This window comes from Bradyrhizobium sp. MOS001 (genome assembly GCF_004634465.1).
GTDB lineage: Bacteria > Pseudomonadota > Alphaproteobacteria > Rhizobiales > Xanthobacteraceae > Bradyrhizobium > Bradyrhizobium barranii.
The window spans coordinates 1-18,853 of record NZ_SPVJ01000013.1 but is presented as its reverse complement, the minus strand read 5'-3'; the positions used below and the strand labels follow the sequence as shown (position 1 = coordinate 18,853).

Annotated in this window: 13 protein-coding genes and 1 pseudogene; 8 read left to right on the top strand and 6 right to left on the bottom strand. The window is 63.3% G+C overall.

Going from position 1 to position 18,853, the window contains the following annotated elements:
- Positions 1-89 precede the first annotated feature (89 nt).
- Positions 90-800, bottom strand: a complete 711-nt coding sequence (locus CT676_RS18395; protein ID WP_167768083.1) for a metallophosphoesterase — start codon at positions 798-800, stop codon at positions 90-92.
- A gap of 297 nt (positions 801-1,097) precedes the next feature.
- On the opposite strand from CT676_RS18395, the gene CT676_RS18390 reads away from it, so the two are divergent.
- Entirely contained in the window at positions 1,098-1,334 is a 237-nt protein-coding gene (locus tag CT676_RS18390) for a helix-turn-helix transcriptional regulator (RefSeq protein WP_025576313.1), read from the top strand.
- Positions 1,335-1,880: 546 nt separating this feature from the next.
- Here the strand turns inward: CT676_RS18390 and CT676_RS18385 are convergent.
- The 4 genes from CT676_RS18385 to CT676_RS18370 all read right to left on the bottom strand — a co-directional run bounded on the left by CT676_RS18385 (position 1,881) and on the right by CT676_RS18370 (position 9,517).
- Positions 1,881-3,563, bottom strand: a complete 1,683-nt coding sequence (locus CT676_RS18385; protein WP_167768082.1) for a MobA/MobL family protein — start codon at positions 3,561-3,563, stop codon at positions 1,881-1,883.
- 1,718 nt (positions 3,564-5,281) lie between these two features.
- Positions 5,282-5,710: a heme-binding protein gene (locus CT676_RS18380; RefSeq protein WP_135215088.1), complete on the bottom strand. Its 429-nt coding sequence runs from the start codon at positions 5,708-5,710 to the stop codon at positions 5,282-5,284.
- Positions 5,703-8,678, bottom strand: a complete 2,976-nt coding sequence (locus tag CT676_RS18375; protein ID WP_135215087.1) for an FAD-binding and (Fe-S)-binding domain-containing protein — start codon at positions 8,676-8,678, stop codon at positions 5,703-5,705. Before CT676_RS18375 ends, CT676_RS18380 begins: the two co-directional genes overlap by 8 nt.
- 101 nt (positions 8,679-8,779) lie before the next feature.
- Positions 8,780-9,517 (bottom strand): GntR family transcriptional regulator, encoded by a 738-nt coding sequence (locus tag CT676_RS18370; RefSeq protein ID WP_167768081.1) that lies wholly within the window; start codon positions 9,515-9,517, stop codon positions 8,780-8,782.
- 133 nt (positions 9,518-9,650) lie between these two features.
- On the opposite strand from CT676_RS18370, the gene CT676_RS18365 reads away from it, so the two are divergent.
- From CT676_RS18365 to CT676_RS18350, 4 genes and pseudogenes are all read left to right on the top strand, one after another.
- Positions 9,651-10,853, top strand: a complete 1,203-nt coding sequence (locus CT676_RS18365) for an alanine--glyoxylate aminotransferase family protein (RefSeq protein WP_135215085.1) — start codon at positions 9,651-9,653, stop codon at positions 10,851-10,853.
- A 52-nt stretch (positions 10,854-10,905) separates the two neighbouring features.
- A pseudogene (locus CT676_RS18360) lies at positions 10,906-12,190 on the top strand (MFS transporter).
- A 126-nt stretch (positions 12,191-12,316) separates the two neighbouring features.
- Entirely contained in the window at positions 12,317-13,516 is a 1,200-nt protein-coding gene (locus CT676_RS18355; RefSeq protein WP_167768080.1) for an aminotransferase class V-fold PLP-dependent enzyme, read from the top strand.
- Between the two features lie 41 nt (positions 13,517-13,557).
- Positions 13,558-14,355, top strand: a complete 798-nt coding sequence (locus tag CT676_RS18350) for an enoyl-CoA hydratase/isomerase family protein (protein WP_135215083.1) — start codon at positions 13,558-13,560, stop codon at positions 14,353-14,355.
- 82 nt (positions 14,356-14,437) lie between these two features.
- Here CT676_RS18350 and CT676_RS45265 read toward each other — a convergent pair whose 3' ends face one another.
- Positions 14,438-14,770 carry a prepilin peptidase gene (locus tag CT676_RS45265; protein ID WP_244623194.1) on the bottom strand — a complete coding sequence of 111 codons (333 nt, stop codon included), beginning with the start codon at positions 14,768-14,770 and terminating at the stop codon, positions 14,438-14,440.
- Between the two features lie 699 nt (positions 14,771-15,469).
- On the opposite strand from CT676_RS45265, the gene CT676_RS18340 reads away from it, so the two are divergent.
- From CT676_RS18340 to CT676_RS18330, 3 genes are all read left to right on the top strand, one after another.
- The gene (locus tag CT676_RS18340) at positions 15,470-16,444 is read left to right on the top strand and encodes a tripartite tricarboxylate transporter substrate-binding protein (RefSeq protein ID WP_028149699.1); all 975 of its coding nucleotides are present in this window, start codon (positions 15,470-15,472) and stop codon (positions 16,442-16,444) included.
- 205 nt (positions 16,445-16,649) lie between these two features.
- Entirely contained in the window at positions 16,650-17,192 is a 543-nt protein-coding gene (locus CT676_RS18335) for a tripartite tricarboxylate transporter TctB family protein (protein ID WP_135215082.1), read from the top strand.
- 9 nt (positions 17,193-17,201) lie between these two features.
- Positions 17,202-18,716 (top strand): tripartite tricarboxylate transporter permease, encoded by a 1,515-nt coding sequence (locus CT676_RS18330; RefSeq protein ID WP_135215081.1) that lies wholly within the window; start codon positions 17,202-17,204, stop codon positions 18,714-18,716.
- Positions 18,717-18,853: the final 137 nt, after the last annotated feature.

Below are 18,853 nucleotides of genomic sequence, written 5' to 3'. Positions count from 1 at the left end.
CTCCCGGTGGTGGATCAAAGAGCCTGTGGTGTTTCCAAACGAGTCTCGCGCGCCAATCACTCGGCTCTGGGACACCATGCATCGCCATATCACACCTCCACTACAGCATCTGGATCAAATTTACCGCCGCGAACTGGATTACTGACGACGCGTGTGCGCCCGCACTGGATGTCGCACGGCACATGCACGTGGCCGCAGATCCAGAGATCCGGACGAAGTTGGTCCGGCATCGCTCGCAAAATATCTGATCCGTAAAACGCGGCCGCCCACCACGGCATGCCAATCATCCCTTGATAGGCATCGACAAATTCCGGCATCGGCGGATGGTGCGTCACCACAACAGTCGGCCCATCGTGCGGGCTGGCGAGCTCGTCCATTAAGATCGCCCTCTCGTGCGCGTGTTCGGCGACCGCATCGTACGGGGTCCAAATGCCGCGCTCTGTTCGAATCTTGCGATACTCCTCGGGTCCGCTATGCCAATGTCTCGCCATCGCACGCGCGTGCGCCGCCCACACTTCCGCAGGCATCAGTTCCGGGTTCGGAGTCCAGCGGCCGGCCAGCATCCAATCGGTCCAGAGCGTGAGCCCGACGAATCGTACGTTGCCGATCCAACAGACGGGTTCGTCAGCGGCCAACACGTGTACGATGTCATCATCCGCGGCGTCATCCTGCCGCTGCGCTTCCGCGCGCATCAGACGGATGAAATCGTTGTTCGTGCGCTTGTCCTCCGGGTTGCTCGTGTAAAGATCGTGGTTTCCTGCAACAGCGACAACGGATTTGCCGCAGGCATACTCGACCACGCTCCGGATCGCGCGCTGAGGCTCGCCCACCTCACAGATGTCGCGGCGCAGACCAACACGTCAAAGTCAGCAGCCGGAGACTCTGGGAAAGCCCCGAGATGCCAATCTGAAGAGTAAGCTACCCTCACTGTGCACTCCGCCCGTGTGCACCCGACCACCATTTTTCGCTGGTTTCCTCAGGCGGAAATCTTGGGCTCGGCATGACTCACTCGATGATTGGCTAGTTAGGTCGAGAATACCGATATTATAGGTATCTGTAAAGTCGTTTTATTTCTCTAGCCCCCTCCGGGAGGCTGGATGCCAAAAACGGTCACGTCACCAATTCAGAAGAAACTCGCGGCCATGCTGGTCGAGCTCAGGAAGGACGCTGGTCTTCGCCAGGTCGATCTCGCCGAGAAGCTCGGAGTGTATCAGTCGTGGGTCACCCACTTAGAGTCCGGCCAGCGTCGGATCGATGTGGTTGAGCTGATCGAGCTGGGGCGAATCCTAGGTTTCGATCCGGCCGAGGTGGTACGGAGGCTCAATCGGCGCTAGCCCGTCGGGCTGGAACAGAACCTACTGCGGCAGGCGCTAAGCTAAGAGGATGCCAAGCGATTTCCGACTCCTATTTAGTCGGAAGCGGCAGCCCAACGCTCCTCTTTCAGTTGTGAAGCCTCGCGCATCGTATAGAGATGCTTGACCATTTCGGCGTCCGATAGATTTGCGGAGCCCAATCAGATTGCTTGAGTGATACGCAGGCGGTCAACCCTTGACGCCGATGTGGAGTGGGCCGGACAGGGGCAGGCCGGCTGTTTTGATCCTCTCGGCGCGCCGGGGGGACGGCAAATTGCGATTCACCCGCGCCTTGGGCGATTGTCGGCCTTCCGGCGGATCGCGCCCTATATCCACAGTGTGTTCGGGTCGGTTGCGCTCCTTCAGCTACGCACGCCATCTTGGCGGTGCGATGGTTGTCCGGGACCGGGCACCGGAAGTCGCTATCCCAAAGTTTGCTGAGACCAGGCGCTCGGCTGCCATGGCCTTGGCGTCGCGAGCAGTGCCAGCGACAAAGACCATCTTCTCGGACCTGCAGAGGAAACTCGGCTAAGGCGGACGCGGATCGCGCCCCTTGACTCGATTGGTCATCCTGCTTGCGATCTCCTCCGCCTCCGCGACCTGGCGCTGGAGGCGGTCATAGTAGGCCTGCACATGCCGGGCGTTTTGCCTGACCACGTTCGGATCCGGTTTGATCTGCCAGGAATCGTCGTCAGGGAGGGATTCAAGGCCGTCGAGCGAAGGACCTGAGATGATCGTCGGATCCATGGCCGCTCGATCGCCAGAATTGGGGATGACCTCGGCGGACGGCGCAACGTCGAGGCCAGCCTCTGAATCCGGCTCAGCCGACACCTCGGGGCCGGGCTGGACCAAGACCGCCTCTGCAGGGATTGCGGCGCCTGCCGGCTCAACATCAATTTCGGTGACCGATGCCGCGACAACGTCCTCGCGACCCTCGCCGGGGGGCGCGGCAGCCGATCCAGGCGCAACGTCAGCCAGCAATTTTGCCACAATACCGAGCCGGTCGGCCCGCGCGATGGCTGCCTTGAATCTTTCGAAATTCGTTTGCGAAATGATATGGCGCACAGCGGGAGAGGGCGACCGATTGACCATGAACATGTCGATGGACGCACCCGCGACCGCGATCAGGTCGGCAATCTTAGCGTCGCCCTCGACCACCAGCGACGGCCAGCCAAGAACGCGTGCAAACAGCACCACGATGTCGGCGTCCTCCGCCTCGCAGTTCTCCTTAAGCCTGAAGGCGACGCCATCGAACGACACGGCGGTGGCTGCCAGCGACAGCGGCGCCTCGGGGGGCTCTTCGGCCATGGCTTCAAGCGCGTAGCCCACTTCCATGGCCTTCTCGGCGAACGCTTGGCGGAAGGCGGCCACCTTGGTCGGGCCGTTCTTAGACGCTGCAGCGTTCGTGATCATCAGCCCAGGTGTCACCTTCGGCGCATGCCGCTGCGTCGGCTGGGTCTTCTTGCCATGCCGCTGCGCCTTGAGGTTCTCGATCTGGTGAACCGACCTGCCGGCCTCGTACATTCGAAACAGCACTCCCGGAAGTCGCAGCTCTGGCGTGTCCGCTCCCTTGGCTTCATTGTGCCGTGGATCGACGTGAGCGTCGATACAAAGGATGGCGCAAGCCAGCGTGAGTCGCGCGGCAATGATCGACCGCACGTGGCGTCCGCCGTCGCGCCAGAACAGTTGGTTCCAAGATCGTTCCTTGGCACCGAAGCCGTCTCGGTCCACCTCTCGCATTGCCAAATAGGCGTGCGCGTGTGGATTCGGCTGGCCGTCGCTTGCGGGCGGGCACTCCACATCGATGCGGATGGACATGCCGAGCTCGACGAAGGGGAGGAGCACAAATGCCGCCACGGCCAGCAACAGCTCTGGCGGCACTTGGCGTGGTATCGCGAAATCGACGATCCGGCCCTCCTGTGCGTCCCGCCGGTTCTCACGGAGGCCAACAGCCGCCACGAATTCCAGAAGATCGGCCAGCTCCGCAGGTGCGTGTCTCGGCAGCAGAACAAGCCCTCCCAAGTGATGCGCCGCATAGGCCCGGTAGCTCACTCGACGGAAGCCGTCGTTCACGGATCCACAGGTCTGGTAGGCGAGCCGCGCGAGAGCCGTGTAGCCCTTCGCGCGCTGAATAACGCCCGTATGGATGTAGCAGAAACCCATCTTGTTCTTCACCGACGTATAAAGGACCTGTCGTTGCGCCGCTTTCACGGCATGTCTATCAAACGGCCCTGCAAGTCCCGAGCGCGAGTGCATTCAAACCGAAGGCGCTGGCGAGGAAACGTAGGAAGCAGCCCCGGTGGGGCGCAGGATAGTCGCCCACCGCGGGGCTCTGAGCAGGCCGGGGTGGTGGCGATTGCGGACCAGCAGGCCGCTATCCGGGTTGGGGGGCGATGTCGTTGAGCTTGCCTTGCTGACGAATATGGCCATGGCGGCAGCACCTCGTGAGCAGGCAAACAGTCGGGACTTGCCCGTCAGGCAAAACCGCACAGCCCGCGCTCGGCCGCACAACGTTTGAGCAGACTCGCCGTCATTCGATTCAGCGAACGAACTGCTTTCGACGGGGCAGCGCCGCGCGCCCCTAAGGGTGGGGCACATGCCCCGGTCGATGCCCGGCTGATCCATCGCCTGCGACCCCGAGAGCTGAGGCCGCTCGGGGCGATCGAGATTGCAAACTCTAGGCGGTGATCTTCACGACCCCTTTCTGCGTTCATGCGCCCCGCGCTCGCGGATTGCGGTGGCGTCTTTCAGGACTGAGCTCGTCCGAGTCACGAGGGTGAGGATTGCCGGCCGCCTTCCCTCGATCAACAACGTAAAATCGCTCTTATTGCGTACGACGAACTCCGATATCCGGTCCTTGCGCACTGGGCCGCTTGCACCAACAGAAACTGCAAATCGCGCGAGCTCAGGCTTTTCCGCATATTCCTCGGTGGGTTTGGAAGGGGCTAAGAATGTCCTGGACGCCTTGTAGGCTGCTCAACGATCCTCATGATCGTGCACCTAGAGAAGGTCTGATAGGCAGATCTGCGCGATCCCAATGCTGACATTGCTCACAAGAAAGCTGCGCTTTTTCAAGTCTTTACACCGGAATTTGCAGCTTTTGGTTGCGCTCCAAAGAGGGTGATGGGCAGTAAACTCCGATTTGCTGCCCATCTTATCAAAATTCACTGTGCCGCTCTGTTTAAACATCGCTCCGCCCGCTGTCGCGATCTAATCAACCGCCGAACGAGCCTGTTGGCTGCGTAGTCGCTGCCGCAGGTGCCGGACCGCCGACCTGAATGGCCATCAATGCTCTGCTCCGTGGTATGTCCCAACGCAGCTTAGACAATCCGCATCGCACCTATTGCCTCGAGATTAGGGTGCACCTAGGCTAGGTGCAGCAGCTTTATGCCCGGTGAGCCTCAAAAGCAGGCTCGGCGAAAGGATGGTTGGGTACTCTCCGTGTCAGGTGTCAGGCTGCACATGATGCTCTAGAGCGGACCCATCTAAACCGCTCCCTTCAGTGCCCAAAGCATCCATTTCGAACCCCGGCGATTGCGCTGCTTGCGAGACGCATTTCGCCTCGATGTGCTCCCTTATCAACCCCGCATTTCTAATTGGTGGGCAGACGGTCTAACACTGTCAAGCAATGGCGACTTCCGTAGGAACTAAGGGATGCTGCTCGACGCGTTGTTGTATCTGCGTTCGATCAGTGCGGTGCGCGGTCGTTCCTATCGGGCTTGATCTCGAGTGCCTGCTCCGTTGCGCCAGGATGGCGGGCGAAGCATTGTTGGCGATGGCTCGACGGACGCGACGGAACCCCGCGAATTTTAGCGCGAGCAAACTAGCTCGCCTTAGGACGATTCAGCTCCACAAGGCAAGTTTTGTTGATCGAGACGGTTGCCCGCTTGCGGCATGCTAATTTATCCCGGACCCAGGAGCCTCAGCCATTATCCTGCATGCGCTTTCAGTCCGGCAGCCGTTATGCCGGCCACAGCACAGGCCTCGTCATTGTCTGAGGTGTCGCCGGACACGCCGACGGCGCCGAGCAAGGTGGCGCCGTCCAGGATCAGCACGCCGCCGGGGACCGGCACCAGCGCCCCCTTGGCAATGGTATTCACGGAATCGATGAAATAGGCCTGCTCCTGCGCACGCTGGTACAAGGCGCGCGAGCCCATGCCCATGGCGAGCGCACCATAGGCCTTGCCGTGGGCGATCTCGGCGCGCATCAGGCTGGTGCCGTCCTGCGCCGCGGCGATCTTGAGCACGCCGCGTGCGTCCAGGATGGTGACGACCAGCGGCTTGAGCTTCAGCTCGGTGGACTTTACGAAGGCGGCGTCGAGGATCTTGCGGGCGGTATCGAGCGTGAGGTCAGCCATGACTGGTTTCCTTTTTGGTGTGAGAAGTGGAATTTGCTCCGGCGCGGTCGAGGCTCATCGCCAGCACGCGCGCGACGTGAAGCGCTTCGCGCTGGGCGCCGTCGTGGATCTGATGCCGGCAGGAGGTGCCGTCGGCGACGACCAGCGTATTCTGGTCGGCGCGCCGCACGGCGGGCAGCAACGACAGCTCAGCCATCTCGATCGAGGCATCATAGGTGTCAGCGCCGTAACCGAACGCGCCGGCCATGCCACAGCAGCTCGCTTCGATGGTCTCGACCTTCAGGTCCGGAATGAGGCGCAGCACCTGCTCGACCGACTTGTAGGCGCCGAAGGATTTTTGGTGGCAATGACCGTGCACGACGGCCTTGTCGGCGACGGTACCGAGTAGCAGCTGCAGCCTTCCGGCCTCCGCTTCGCGTACCAAAAATTCCTCGAAAGTCAGCGCGTGGGCGCCGACGGCCCTGGCATCGTTGTCCTTGCGCAGCGAGGCGAGCTCGTCGCGCAGCGTCAGCAGGCAGCTCGGCTCGAGGCCGACGATCGGCACACCGCGGGCGGCAAAGGGCGCGAACGCGGCCACGAGGCGGTCGAGCTCGGCCCTGGCTTCGTCGACGAGACCGGCTGAGAGGAATGTACGGCCGCAGCAGAGCGGGCGACTGCCGCTCGTTGGCTTGGGCAGGTGCACGCGATAACCACCCGCCGCCAACACGCGGAGCGCGGCGTCGAGATTTTCGCGCTCGTAGATGCGATTGAAGGTGTCCGTGAACAACACGACTTCGCGGCCGGTCTCCGGCCCGACCGCTTCTGCGGGCGCCACGAACACGTCGCTGCGGAAGGCGGGTAGCGCCCGGCGCGCGCTGATGCCGGCAAAGCGCTCGAACAGCTTTCGCAGCAGCGGGCTGCGGTTGCGCAAATTGGCGAGTGGCGCGAAGTGCGATGCGAGACCGGCATAGCGCGGGAGGTAGCCGACCAAGCGATCGCGCAGGGTCAGGCCATGGGACGCTGCGCGGGCAGCGAGCACCTCGATCTTCATCTTAGCCATGTCGACGCCGGTCGGGCATTCGTGGCGGCAGGCCTTGCAGGAGACGCAGAGTTTTAGGGTCTCCATCATCTCGTCGGAGGACAACGCGTCGGGACCGAGCTGGCCGGAGATCGCGAGCCGCAAGCTGTTGGCGCGGCCGCGGGTGACGTCCTTCTCGTTGCGCGTCGCGCGGTAGGACGGGCACATCACACCGCCCTCGAGCTTGCGGCAGGCGCCGTTGTTGTTGCACATCTCGACCGCGCCCTGGAATCCGCCGCCGGCGCCGGGATAGGCGGACCAATCCAGCCTGGTCTTCAACTCGGTGACGCGATAGTCGGGTTTGAAGCGGAACAGCGAGCGATCGTCCATCCGGGGCGCATCGACGATCTTGCCGGGATTGAGGACGCCTTCGGGATCGAAGCGGCTCTTCACCTCCCTGAAGTCGGCGACGAGACGCGCGCCGAACATGGTCTCGTGGAATTCAGAGCGCACCAGGCCATCGCCATGCTCGCCGGAATGCGAGCCCTTGTACTCGCGCACCAGCGCGAAGGCTTCCTCGGCGATGGCCCGCATCGCCTTGACGTCCTTCTCCTGCTTCAGGTTCAGCACGGGCCGCACGTGCAGGCAGCCCTCGGAGGCATGCGCATACATCGTGCCGCTGGTGCCGTGCTTTGCGAAAACCTCGCTCAAGCGCGCGGTGTAGTCGGCCAGATGCGGCAACGGCACGGCGCAATCCTCGACGAACGAGACCGGCTTGCCCTCCTGCTTCATCGACATCATGACGTTGAGGCCGGCGGCGCGGAAATCGGCGATGCCGCTTTGCGGCGCGGGCTCGGTGATCTCCACCACGCCGCCCCATTTGCGCTTGTCGTTATTCCAGCCGAAGCCGAGATCGCCCATCAGCTCGCCAAGCTGGTTCAGGCGCAGGAGATTGTCCGCCTGGTCCTCCTCGGCGAACTCCACCACCAGAACGGCATCCGGATCGCCCTTGATGGCGGCGGAGATGATCGGCCTGAACATCGCGATGTCGCGGCCGAGCGCGAGCATGGAGCGGTCGACCAGCTCGACCGCGATCGGCTTGAGCTTGACCAGGTGCTGGGCGGCGTCCATCGCCTCGTAGAAACTGCCGAAATGACAGATGCCGAGCGCCTTGTTGCGGATGACAGGCCACAGCTTCAGCTCGACCTTGGTGGTGAAGGCGAGGGTGCCTTCGGAGCCGACCAGGAGATGCGCCATGTTGTTGCGCGCATTGCGCGGCGTCAGCGCATCGAGATTGTAGCCGCCGACCCGGCGCTGCACCTTTGGGAAGCGCGCGGCGATCTCGTCGGCCTCGCGAGCGCCGAGATCGAGCATGTCGCGGAACAGGGTGCGCACGCTGTCGTTCGCATCGAGATCGGAGAGATCGCGCGACACCTCGCCGTAGCGGCCCAGCGTGCCGTCGGCGAGCGCCGCCTCCATCGACAGCGTGTTGTCGCGCATCGTGCCGTAGCGCAAGCTACGGCCGCCGCAGGAATTGTTGCCGGCCATGCCGCCGATCGTGGCGCGCGAGGCCGTGGAGACGTCGACTGGAAACCACAGGCCGTGCTTCTTGAGCTGACGGTTGAGATCGTCGAGCACGATGCCGGGTTCGACCACGCAGGAGCGGCCGGCGACGTCGAGCGACAGGATCCGGTTCAGGTGCTTCGAGAGATCGACCACGAGGCCGTCATTGACGGTCTGGCCGCATTGCGAGGTGCCGCCGCCGCGCGGGGTGACCTTCAGTCCCTCGTCACGGGCGATCGCCAGTGCCCGCAAGGCCTCATCCATGGTCCTGGGCACGGCCACGCCGGCCGGCATGATCTGGTAGAATGAGGCGTCGGTGGCATAGCGGCCGCGGCTGAAGCCGTCGAACAGGACATCGCCGGTCATTTCCGCGCGCAGGCGCCGTTCGAGCGAGGAGGCGTTTGTCATCCCTGGTTCCCGGATTGATCCAGCGAGGCCCATGCTGAGTTATTCATTATTTCTCACGACCGATTATATTATGAATTCAAAACGAGCAAGTCGGTCGCCCCTCAGGGCGACACCGGCGCGTCCTCTTGGGGCTCGGTCAGGTGCTCGATCGCGGCCGCCCGCTTGTTGCGCAGGTGCTGGAACAGGATGTCGCTGAGCTCGCTGGCGGCGCGGCGGCGCAGCGCATCGAGGATGGCCTCGTGCTCGCGCATCGCTTCCGCCCAGCGCTGCCGCTTGCGGGCGAAATTGGCTGAGTAACGGACCCGGCGGATGCGGCCTGCGAAGTTGGCGTAGGCGGTCTTCAGGGTCTCGTTGCGTGCGGCCGCGACGATGCTTTCGTGGATGCGCTGGTTGGTCTGGAAGTAGCCGTGCATGTCGCGATGCAGATAGTGCCCGTACATCTCGTAATGCAGTTGCTCGATCGCGGTGATTTCCTCATCCGTAATGGCTTCGCAGGCGAGGCGCCCGGCAAGGCTCTCCAGCCCCGCCATGACGTCGAACAGCTCCTCGAGGTCGCGCTGGCTGAGTTGGCGGACGCGCGCGCCGCGGTTGGGCAGAAGCTCGATCAGGCCCTCGGAAGCGAGCACCTTCAGGGCCTCGCGCAGCGGCGTGCGGGAGATCCCGAGCATCGCGCACAGGTGCCGCTCCGGAACGCGTGCGCCGTCGGGAATATTGCCCTCGACCACGTAGTCGCGCAGCCGCAGCAGGATCTCGCCGTGAAGCGAGGCCTCCTGGCGGTCGCCGCCATTTGCGGCTGGTGGGGTGATCGGAACCCCGGTGTCGGGAATCGTGGATTTCATTTGCAGCACAATAGTTTGCCTGTTCGATCGCGTCGATGTTCACAATCGAATACCAAAATTCGATTGAAATGACAAAAAATGAATGCAAAATAACCTCTGAAGCCGGCTAGAGTCCGCCGACAGGGAGGTTTTCATGCACCAGGGACGCCATTTCCTTCAGATTCCAGGCCCGAGCCCGGTCCCCGAGCGCGTCCTGCGCGCCATGGACATGCCGGTCATCGACCACCGGAGCGCGGAATTCGGCGAGCTCGGCCGCGCCGTGCTCGAAGGCAGCCAGAAGATTTTCCAGACCGCGGGTCCGGTCGTGATTTTCCCCTCGTCGGGGACGGGCGCCTGGGAGGCCGCGATCGTCAACACGCTGTCGCCTGGCGATAGAGTGCTGATGGTCGAGACCGGCCATTTCGCCACCCTGTGGCGGCAGATGGCGGGGCGATTCGGCATCGAGGTCGACTTCGTGCCCGGCGACTGGCGCCGCGGCGCCGATCCCGCGTTGATCGAGGCGAAGCTCACCGAGGACAAGGCGCGCGCGATCAAGGCCGTGATGGTCGTGCACAACGAGACCTCGACCGGCGCGACCAGCCGCATCGCCGAGATCCGCGCCGCGATCGACCGCACCGCGCATCCGGCGCTGCTGATGGTGGACACCATCTCCTCGCTCGGCTCGGTCGACTACCGCCACGACGAGTGGAAGGTCGATGTCAGCGTGAGCTGCTCGCAGAAGGGTTTCATGCTGCCGCCCGGCCTCGGCTTCAACGCGATCTCGGAGAAGGCGCGCTCAGCCGCGAAGACCAACAAGATGCCGCGCTCCTATTTCGACTGGGAGGAGATGCTCAAGCCCAACGCCAACGGCTTCTTCCCCTACACGCCGGCGACCAATCTGCTCTACGGCCTGCGCGAGGCGATCGCGATGCTGCTCGAAGAGGGGCTCGACAACGTGTTCGCGCGCCATCAGCGGCTGGCTGCCGCGACGCGTGCCGCCGTAAGTCACTGGGGCCTCGAGATCCTCTGCCAGGAACCCTCGGAGTTCTCGCCGGTGCTCACCGCGGTGTTGATGCCGCCGGGCCACGACGCCGATCAGTTCCGCAAGATCGTGCTCGACAATTACAACATGTCGCTCGGCTCGGGCCTGTCGAAGGTCGCCGGAAAAGTCTTCCGCATCGGCCACCTCGGCGAATGCAACGCGCTGACGCTGCTCGGTGCGCTCACCGGCGTGGAGATGGGCCTGTCGGTTGCGGGCGTGCCGCATCGCTCCAGCGGCGTCGACGCCGCGATGAAGCTTCTGGAGCAGCGCCCACAGGACAATGCCTCGCCGCATCTGAAAGTGGTCGGCACCTAGGTCGCGCGGGACACGCAAGGCCAATCATAAAAAACAGTCAGGGAAGGGGGAGATGGGAATTCGGTTCAAGGCCACGCATGTCGTCTTGGCGATGCTCTGCGCGATGTACTTCATCACCTATGTCGACCGGGTGAACATCGGCACCGCCGCGAGCGAGATCCAGAAGGAGCTGGGTCTGTCGAACACCCAGCTTGGCCTCGTCTTCTCCGCCTTCGCCTATCCCTATCTGCTGTTCCAGGTGATCGGCGGCTGGGTCGGCGATCGTTTCGGGCCGCGCAAGACCCTGTTCTGGTGCGGCATGATCTGGGCGGCGGCGACCATCTCGACCGGCTTCGTCAACGGTCTTGCCGCACTGTTCGCCGCGCGCTTCGCGCTCGGCTTCGGCGAGGGCGCGACCTTTCCGACGGCAACGCGCGCGATGCAATACTGGACGCCCGCGAACCGCCGCGGTTTTGCGCAGGGACTGACCCATTCCTTCGCCCGGCTCGGCAACGCCGTGACGCCGCCGGTGGTGGCGCTGCTCATCCTCTGGCTGACCTGGCGGGGCGCATTCGTCGTGCTCGATCTCGTCAGCCTGGTCTGGGGCGTCGTCTGGGTCTGGTACTTCCGCTAATTAGCCGAATGAGCACGCCTCCATCACCGAGGCCGAGCTCGCCGCACTGCCGCCGCGCCCGACCGGCGAGCGGCCGCGCGTGCCGTGGGGGCCGCTGCTCGGCCGCATGTGGCCAGTGACGCTGACCTATTTCTGCTACGGCTGGTGCCTGTGGCTCTATCTCAACTGGCTGCCGCTGTTCTTCAAGAACAACTACAATCTCGACATCAAGAACTCGGCGCTGTTCGCCTCCGGCGTCTTCTTCGCCGGCGTGGTCGGCGACAGCGTGGGCGGCGTGCTTTCGGACAAGATCCTCGAACGCACCGGCAACGTCCGTCTGGCACGGCTGAGCGTCACCGTTGCGGGATTTACCGGGCCGCTGCTTTCGCTGTTTCCGATCCTGTTCGTCCACGACATCACGATCGTCGCGCTGTGCCTGTCGGCCGGCTTCTTCTGCGCCGAGCTGGTGATCGGCCCGATGTGGTCGATCCCGATGGACATCGCCCCGAAATATTCCGGCACCGCCTCGGGCCTCATGAACACCGGCTCAGCCTTCGCCGCCATCGTCTCCCCGCTCGTTGCCGGCTTCGTGATCGACGCGACCGGCAACTGGTACCTGCCGTTTCTGATGTCGATGGGGCTGCTGCTGCTCGGCGGCTTCTCCGCCTTCCTTATGCATCCGGAGCGCCCGTTCACGGGGGCCGAGAGGCGCCTGCCTTTCGGAAAGGTGGTGGCCGCGGAGTAGGGGAAGCGCGGCCAGGGCGAGGCCCGCCGCTTATGCATGGGAGGCGTCTTAAGGAGAGGGGACAAGCCGGTCAAATGGTGCTATTCGGCGGCCATCAAAACCAAGGCTAGACCGGGAAGGACGCCGATGACCGTGCACACTGGAAGGCATTTCTTACAGATTCCAGGACCGACCAACGTGCCCGACCGGGTGCTGCGGGCGATGGACATGCCGACGCTGGACCATCGCGGTCCGGAGTTCGCCGAACTCGGTTTTGCTGTCCTTGCCTCGATGCAGCGGGTGTTCCGCACCCAGCAGCCCGTGATCATCTTCCCCTCGTCTGGCACCGGTGCCTGGGAAGCGGCGATGGTCAACGTGTTCGCCCCCGGCGATAAGGTTTTGATGTGCGAGACCGGCCAGTTCGCCGTGCTCTGGCGCGGCATCGCCGACAAGTTCAAGCTCGACGTCGACTTCATTCCGAGCGACTGGCGCCATGGCGCCGACCTCGCCGAGATCGAGAAGCGCCTTGCCGCCGACAAGCAGCACACGATCAAGGCGGTCTGCGTCGTTCACAACGAGACCTCGACCGGCTGCGTGACGCCGCCGCTCGAGGTGCGAAAGCTGCTCGACCGCGTCAAGCATCCGGCCCTCCTGATGGTCGACACCATCTCCGGCCTCGGCTCGATGGAATACGAGCACGATGCCTGGGGCATCGACGTCTCGGTCGCCGGCTCGCAGAAGGGCCTGATGCTGCCCCCGGGCCTCGGCTTCAACGCCGTCTCGGAGAAGGCGCTCGCGGTGGCGAAGGCCAACCCCGGCATGCGCTCCTACTGGGACTGGCAGGAGGTCATCTCCTTCAACAAACTCGGCACCTTCCCCTACACGCCCGCGACCAATCTGCTCTACGGCCTGCGTGAAGCGGTCAAGATGCTGGAAGAGGAGGGGCTGGAGAATGTCTGGACCCGCCACAAGCGCCACAGCGCCGCGACGCGCGCCGCGGTCAAGGTCTGGGGCCTGGAGACGCAGTGCGCCGATCCCGCCGCACACTCGCCGGCGCTGAGCGGCGTGCGCGTGCCCGATGGACACGACGCCGACGCCTTCCGCAAGGTGGTGCTCGAAAACTTCGACATGTCGCTCGGCACGGGCCTGAACAAGGTCAAGGGCAAGGTGTTCCGCATCGGCCATATCGGCCATTTCAACGACCTGATGCTGATGGGCACGCTCGCCGGCGTCGAGATGGGCCTGGATCTTGCAAAGATTCCGCACCGGAGCGGCGGCGTATTGGCGGCCATGGACGTCCTGAAGGGACGCGACGCGGTGCCGATGGCCAAGGCTCAGGTGGCCTGAAGGCTCAGGTGGCCTGAACTAACTTAGAAAGTGAGCGCGCGATGAACGCACCGACGACGACCAACGAAGACCTGCTCTACTCCGTGACGGACGGCATCGCGCGGATCACCTTCAACCGCCCCCAGGCGCGCAACGCAATGACCTTCGCCATGTATGATCGCATGGCGGAGATCTGCCAGGAGATCAACGCCGATCGCTCGATCAAGGCGCTGATCCTGACCGGGGCCGGTGACAAGGCCTTCGCCTCGGGCACCGACATTTCTCAATTCCGCGCCTTCAAGACCGCGCAGGACGCGCTCGACTACGAGGCTCGCATCGACCGCGTGCTCGGCACGCTCGAGCAGTGCCGTGTGCCCGTGATCGCGGCGATTGCGGGAGCCTGCACCGGCGGCGGCGCCGGCATCGCGGCCTGCTGCGACCTTCGCATCGGTACCGAAACCACGCGCATCGGCTTTCCGATCGCACGCACGCTCGGCAACTGCCTGTCGATGTCGAACATCAGCCGCGTCGTCTCGCTGGTGGGTCCCGCCCGCACCAAGGATCTGATCTTCAAGGCGCGCCTCGTCGAGGCGCAGGAAGCGCTGTCGCTCGGCCTGCTCAACGAGGTCGTGCCCGACGTCGAGACGCTGCAGCGCCGTGCCGACGAGACCGCCAAGCTCGTCGCAAGCCATGCGCCGCTCACGCTGGAAGCGACCAAGGAGGCGGTGCGCCGCATCCGCCGCACGCTGTCGCGCGAAGAGGGCGAGGACCTGATCCTCAAGGCCTATATGAGCGAAGATTTTCGCGAGGGCATGGACGCCTTTCTCAACAAGCGTACACCGAACTGGAAAGGCAAGTAGCGCGCAATCCAGGTCTCCGCGTCTCGATCACTCAACCGGCGGCCGTGAGACCGCCGCTGCACCGGCCTTGCAAGCCGCGAGGTCAACCCGGCCAGAAATACCCCCAGCGCAAGAGCAATTGTTCGCTCAGCCAGCCGACCCAAATAGCTGGTGCCATAAAAAGTCCGAACGGCAGGAATGCCGTACCTCGCAGCGACCGCCGTCGCACGAGAGCATTGGCGATGTATGCGGCAATCGCTGAAAGTGCGGCCAATTCGATCACCGCAGCCGCCGTTGGGAGTTCGAGCCAGGCACCGGCAACCGCGGCAAGCTTGACGTCCCCAAGCCCCAATCCGTCCCGGCCGCGCCAGTAACGGTAGAACAACAAGAGAAAAAACAACGCAGACTTACCGCCGAGGCGCGAAAGACCGGCCACAATATCGATGTTGCACTGGCATTGGGTAAGGTTAATCCGCGTAACAAGGCAATGCCGAAAGCCGCGGCGGTCAGCTCGTTTGGAATGAGGTAGTGGCGGGCGTCGTTGCAGGCGGTGCCGAGCATTAAGGCGGCGAGGTATGCACCTAACAGCCCATCCGCGCCCGGCGCGATCATGAGGCTCGTGACAACGAGCACGAATACGACAACAGCGAATGCCAAAGTGCTTTGAATTACTTCTGGTTTTCGACCAGTGGAATTCCGATTGAAATAGACCATAGGCTCTCGGCATCTGCGAAATGAGGAAACGCGCCCGTTCTTCACTGAAGCGACTGGAGACCAGTGATCATATCGGTTGCGTCCGGCGTGCTGGCCGATCCGCCCGATGATTTCGCGGGCTTTGTGGCACAAAGCTGTGACAAATTATCTCTCACCGCCAGACAGCAGGGAATTCCCGAACGATCGTAGGCGGCAACCCGAACTGCAACGTTGATTTGGGGACTCGCCTTCTATTCCAGTCCCGAGATTTCAGCGGTCGAGCTTGCAATCGATCTCATTCCAAAGTCATAAGCGGAGCGGCGCCGGGCCGGCTTGAACTGGCCGGCATTCGCCCGCACAATGCAATTCGCATTGCTTCGCGAATTGCCAATCCGAACAAGAACATAGGCGAAAACTTGGGGAGACGCACGTGGGACATGGAATGAAGGCCGCGGTCGTGCTGGCCGCTGCGCTTTGTGGCGCGCCGGCTTTTGCCGGCTGGGAGCCGACCAAGCCCGTCGAGATCGTGGTGGCCGCCGGCGCGGGCGGCGCCTCCGACCAGATGGCGCGGATGATGCAGGCCGCCATTCAGAAGAACAATCTGATGAAGCAGCCGATCGTCGTCTCGCTCAAGGGCGGCGCCTCGGGCGCGGAAGCGCTGATGTACATGAAGTCGAGCGAAGGCGACCCGAACAAGGTGCTGATCGCCTATTCGCTGATCTACATGCTGCCGCTGTCGGCGAAGATCCCGTTCAACTGGCGCGAGCTGACGCCGGTCTCGGTGATCGCGCTCGACCAGTTCGTGCTGTGGGACAACAGCGCAGGTCCGAAGACGGTGAAGGAATTCGTCGCGGCCGCGAAGGCGGCGAGTTCGCCGTTCAAGATGGGCGGCACCGGCTCCAAGCGCGAGGATCACGTGTTGACCGTCTTCCTCGAGCAGAAGACCGGCGCGAAATTCTCCTATCTGCCCTATAAGTCCGGCGGCGAGGCCGCGACCCAGCTCGTCGGCAACCACACCGAATCCAACGTCAACAACCCGAGCGAAAATCTCGAAGTCTGGCGTGCCGGCCAGGTGCGCCCGCTCTGCGTGTTCGACAAGGAGCGCATCTCCTACACCAGCAAGGTGACGGATACGCAATCCTGGGCCGACATCCCGACCTGTAAGGAGGAGGGCGTTGACGTCCAGTATCTGATGCTACGCGCGATGTTCCTGCCCGGCAAGGTCACGCCGGAGCAGCAGGCGTTCTATGTCGATCTGTTCCACAAGGTGACGCAGACCGCGGAATACAAGGACTACATGGAAAAGCAGGCGCTGAAGCCGATCTTCCTCACGGGCAAGGACATGGTGCAATTCCTCGAGGAGGACGACGCCACCAACAAGTCGCTGATGACGGAAGCCGGATTCGTCGCGAAGTAGCCGTCTCTCTTCTCCCTCCCCCGTTCTTACGGAGAGAGGGCAGGGGTGAGGGGCTCTCTCCCCGAAGAGAGTGGCAGGCGGACTCGCGGAGAGTCCCCCCTCACCCGGCGCTTCGGCGTTCTAGAAAACGGCCGCGGACGCGGCCTCTGCCTCTTCCCGCAAGCGGGGCGAGGTGACATCACTCCCGGCTTTTGCAAAGCAGCTCATGTCCCAAACCGAACTTGAAATCGTCGTCGACGATCCGACCGCGCCTGAAGACGACTCACCCTCTGTCGTCTCCTCCGGCACGATCGAGATATTCGTCTGCCTGCTGTTGCTCGCGTTGGCCGCAACGCTTGGCTATGACAATTGGCGCACCGGCGCCTCCTGGGATTCGACCGGGCCGGAGCCCGGCTATTTCCCGTTTTATCTCTCCGTCATCCTCGGTGGCAGCAGCCTCTATGGCCTGATTGCAGCCTTTGTGGCGCACCGCGCTGCATCCGAAAGCTTCGTCACGCGTGCGCAAGCGCGCCGTGTGATGGCGGTGTTCGTGCCGACGCTTCTGTTCTGCCTGGTGATGCAGTTCCTCGGCCTCTACTTCGCGAGCTTCCTCCTGATCGTGGGCTTCATGCGGCTCGTCGGCAAGATCGCGCTGTGGAAGTCGCTGCTCACGGCCTTCATGTTCACGGCGATCATGTTCGTCACCTTCGACATCGCCTTCGACGTCATCATGCCGAAAGGGCCGCTCGAAGCGGCCTTCGGCTACTAGGCGCTCACGATGGAAGCTTTCGGTCTCTTGCTTCATGGCTTCGCCGTCTTGCTGACGTGGAAGACGCTCGTGCTGATGATGGTCGGGCTGGTGCTCGGCATCTTCGTCGGCGTGCTGCCCGGGCTCGGCGGCCCCAACGGCGTTGCGATCCTGCTGCCGCTCACCTTCACGATGGATCCGACCTCGGCGATCGTGATGCTGTCCTGCATCTACTGGGGCGCGCTGTTCGGCGGCGCCATCACCTCGATCCTGTTCAACATCCCGGGCGAGGCATGGTCGGTCGCGACCACGTTCGACGGTTATCCGATGGCGCAGCAGGGCAGGGCGGCGGAGGCGCTGACCGCGGCGTTCACGTCCTCCTTCATCGGCTCGCTGGTCGCGGTGCTGCTGATCACCTTCCTCGCGCCGATGATCTCGTCCTTTGCGTTGAAGTTCGGTCCGCCCGAATTCTTCGCTGTTTATCTGCTGACCTTCTGCTCCTTCGTCGGTCTCGGACGCGAGGCCAAGCACAAGACGGTCATCTCGATGTCGCTGGGGCTGCTGCTCGCGGGCGTCGGCATGGATACCGTGTCCGGCCAGTTGCGCATGACCTTCGGCTCGTCCGAGCTCTTGCGCGGCATCAACTTCCTTGTTGCCGTCATCGGCCTGTTCGGCATCAGCGAGATCCTGCTGACAATGGAGGAGCGGCTGGCGCTGCGTGGACACGCCGCGAGCATTTCGCTCCGCGTCGTGCTGAGCGTCTGGAAGGACCTGCCGAAATACTGGGCGACGCTGCTGCGTTCCTCCTTCATCGGCTGCTGGCTTGGCATCACCCCGGGCGGCGCGATCGCGGCCTCCTTCATGGGTTACAACCTCGCAAAACGCTTCGCCAAGGATCCCGAGAGCTTTGGCAAGGGCCGTATCGAGGGGGTGTTCGCGCCGGAGACGGCGGCGCATGCCTCCGGTACCTCGGCGCTACTGCCGATGCTGGCGCTCGGCATTCCCGGTTCCGGCACGGCCGCGATCCTGCTCGGCGGGTTGATGGTGTGGGGACTCAATCCGGGTCCGCTGCTGTTCGTGGAGCACAAGGACTTCGTCTGGGGCCTGATCGCCTCGATGTATCTCGGCAATGTCGTCGGCCTCGTGCTGGTGCTGACGACGGTGCCGATCTTCGCCTCGATCCTGCGGGTGCCGTTCGCCGCGGTGGCGCCGATGATCGTGGTGTCCTGCGCAATCGGCGCCTATGCGATCCAGAACGCGATGTTCGACATCTGGCTGATGCTGGGCTTCGGCGTCGTCGGCTACGTTTTCAAGAAGATCGGCATCCCGCTCGCGCCGTTCACTCTGGCGCTCGTGCTCGGCAATCGCGCCGAGGATGCCTTCCGTTTGTCGATGATTGGGTCCGGCGGCAACCTCAAGGTGTTCTGGTCGAACAGCCTGGTCGGCTCGATCACAACCTTGGCGATCGTGCTGCTATTTTGGCCTGTGATCGACCGCTTGCTGAGCTGCGTCGGATGGTCGCGGCGGGCGAAGCCTGCCGCTTGACCCAATGTATGGTCCGGCCGTGCGTAGCAAGAGGTTCGTCGATCAGGTGGTGAGTGGTCTTGCATCAATGTATCCGGCCTTTGATTGGAGCATTTTCTCCGGGCCATCATGGATATCAGCGCGCGTGCGTTCTCATT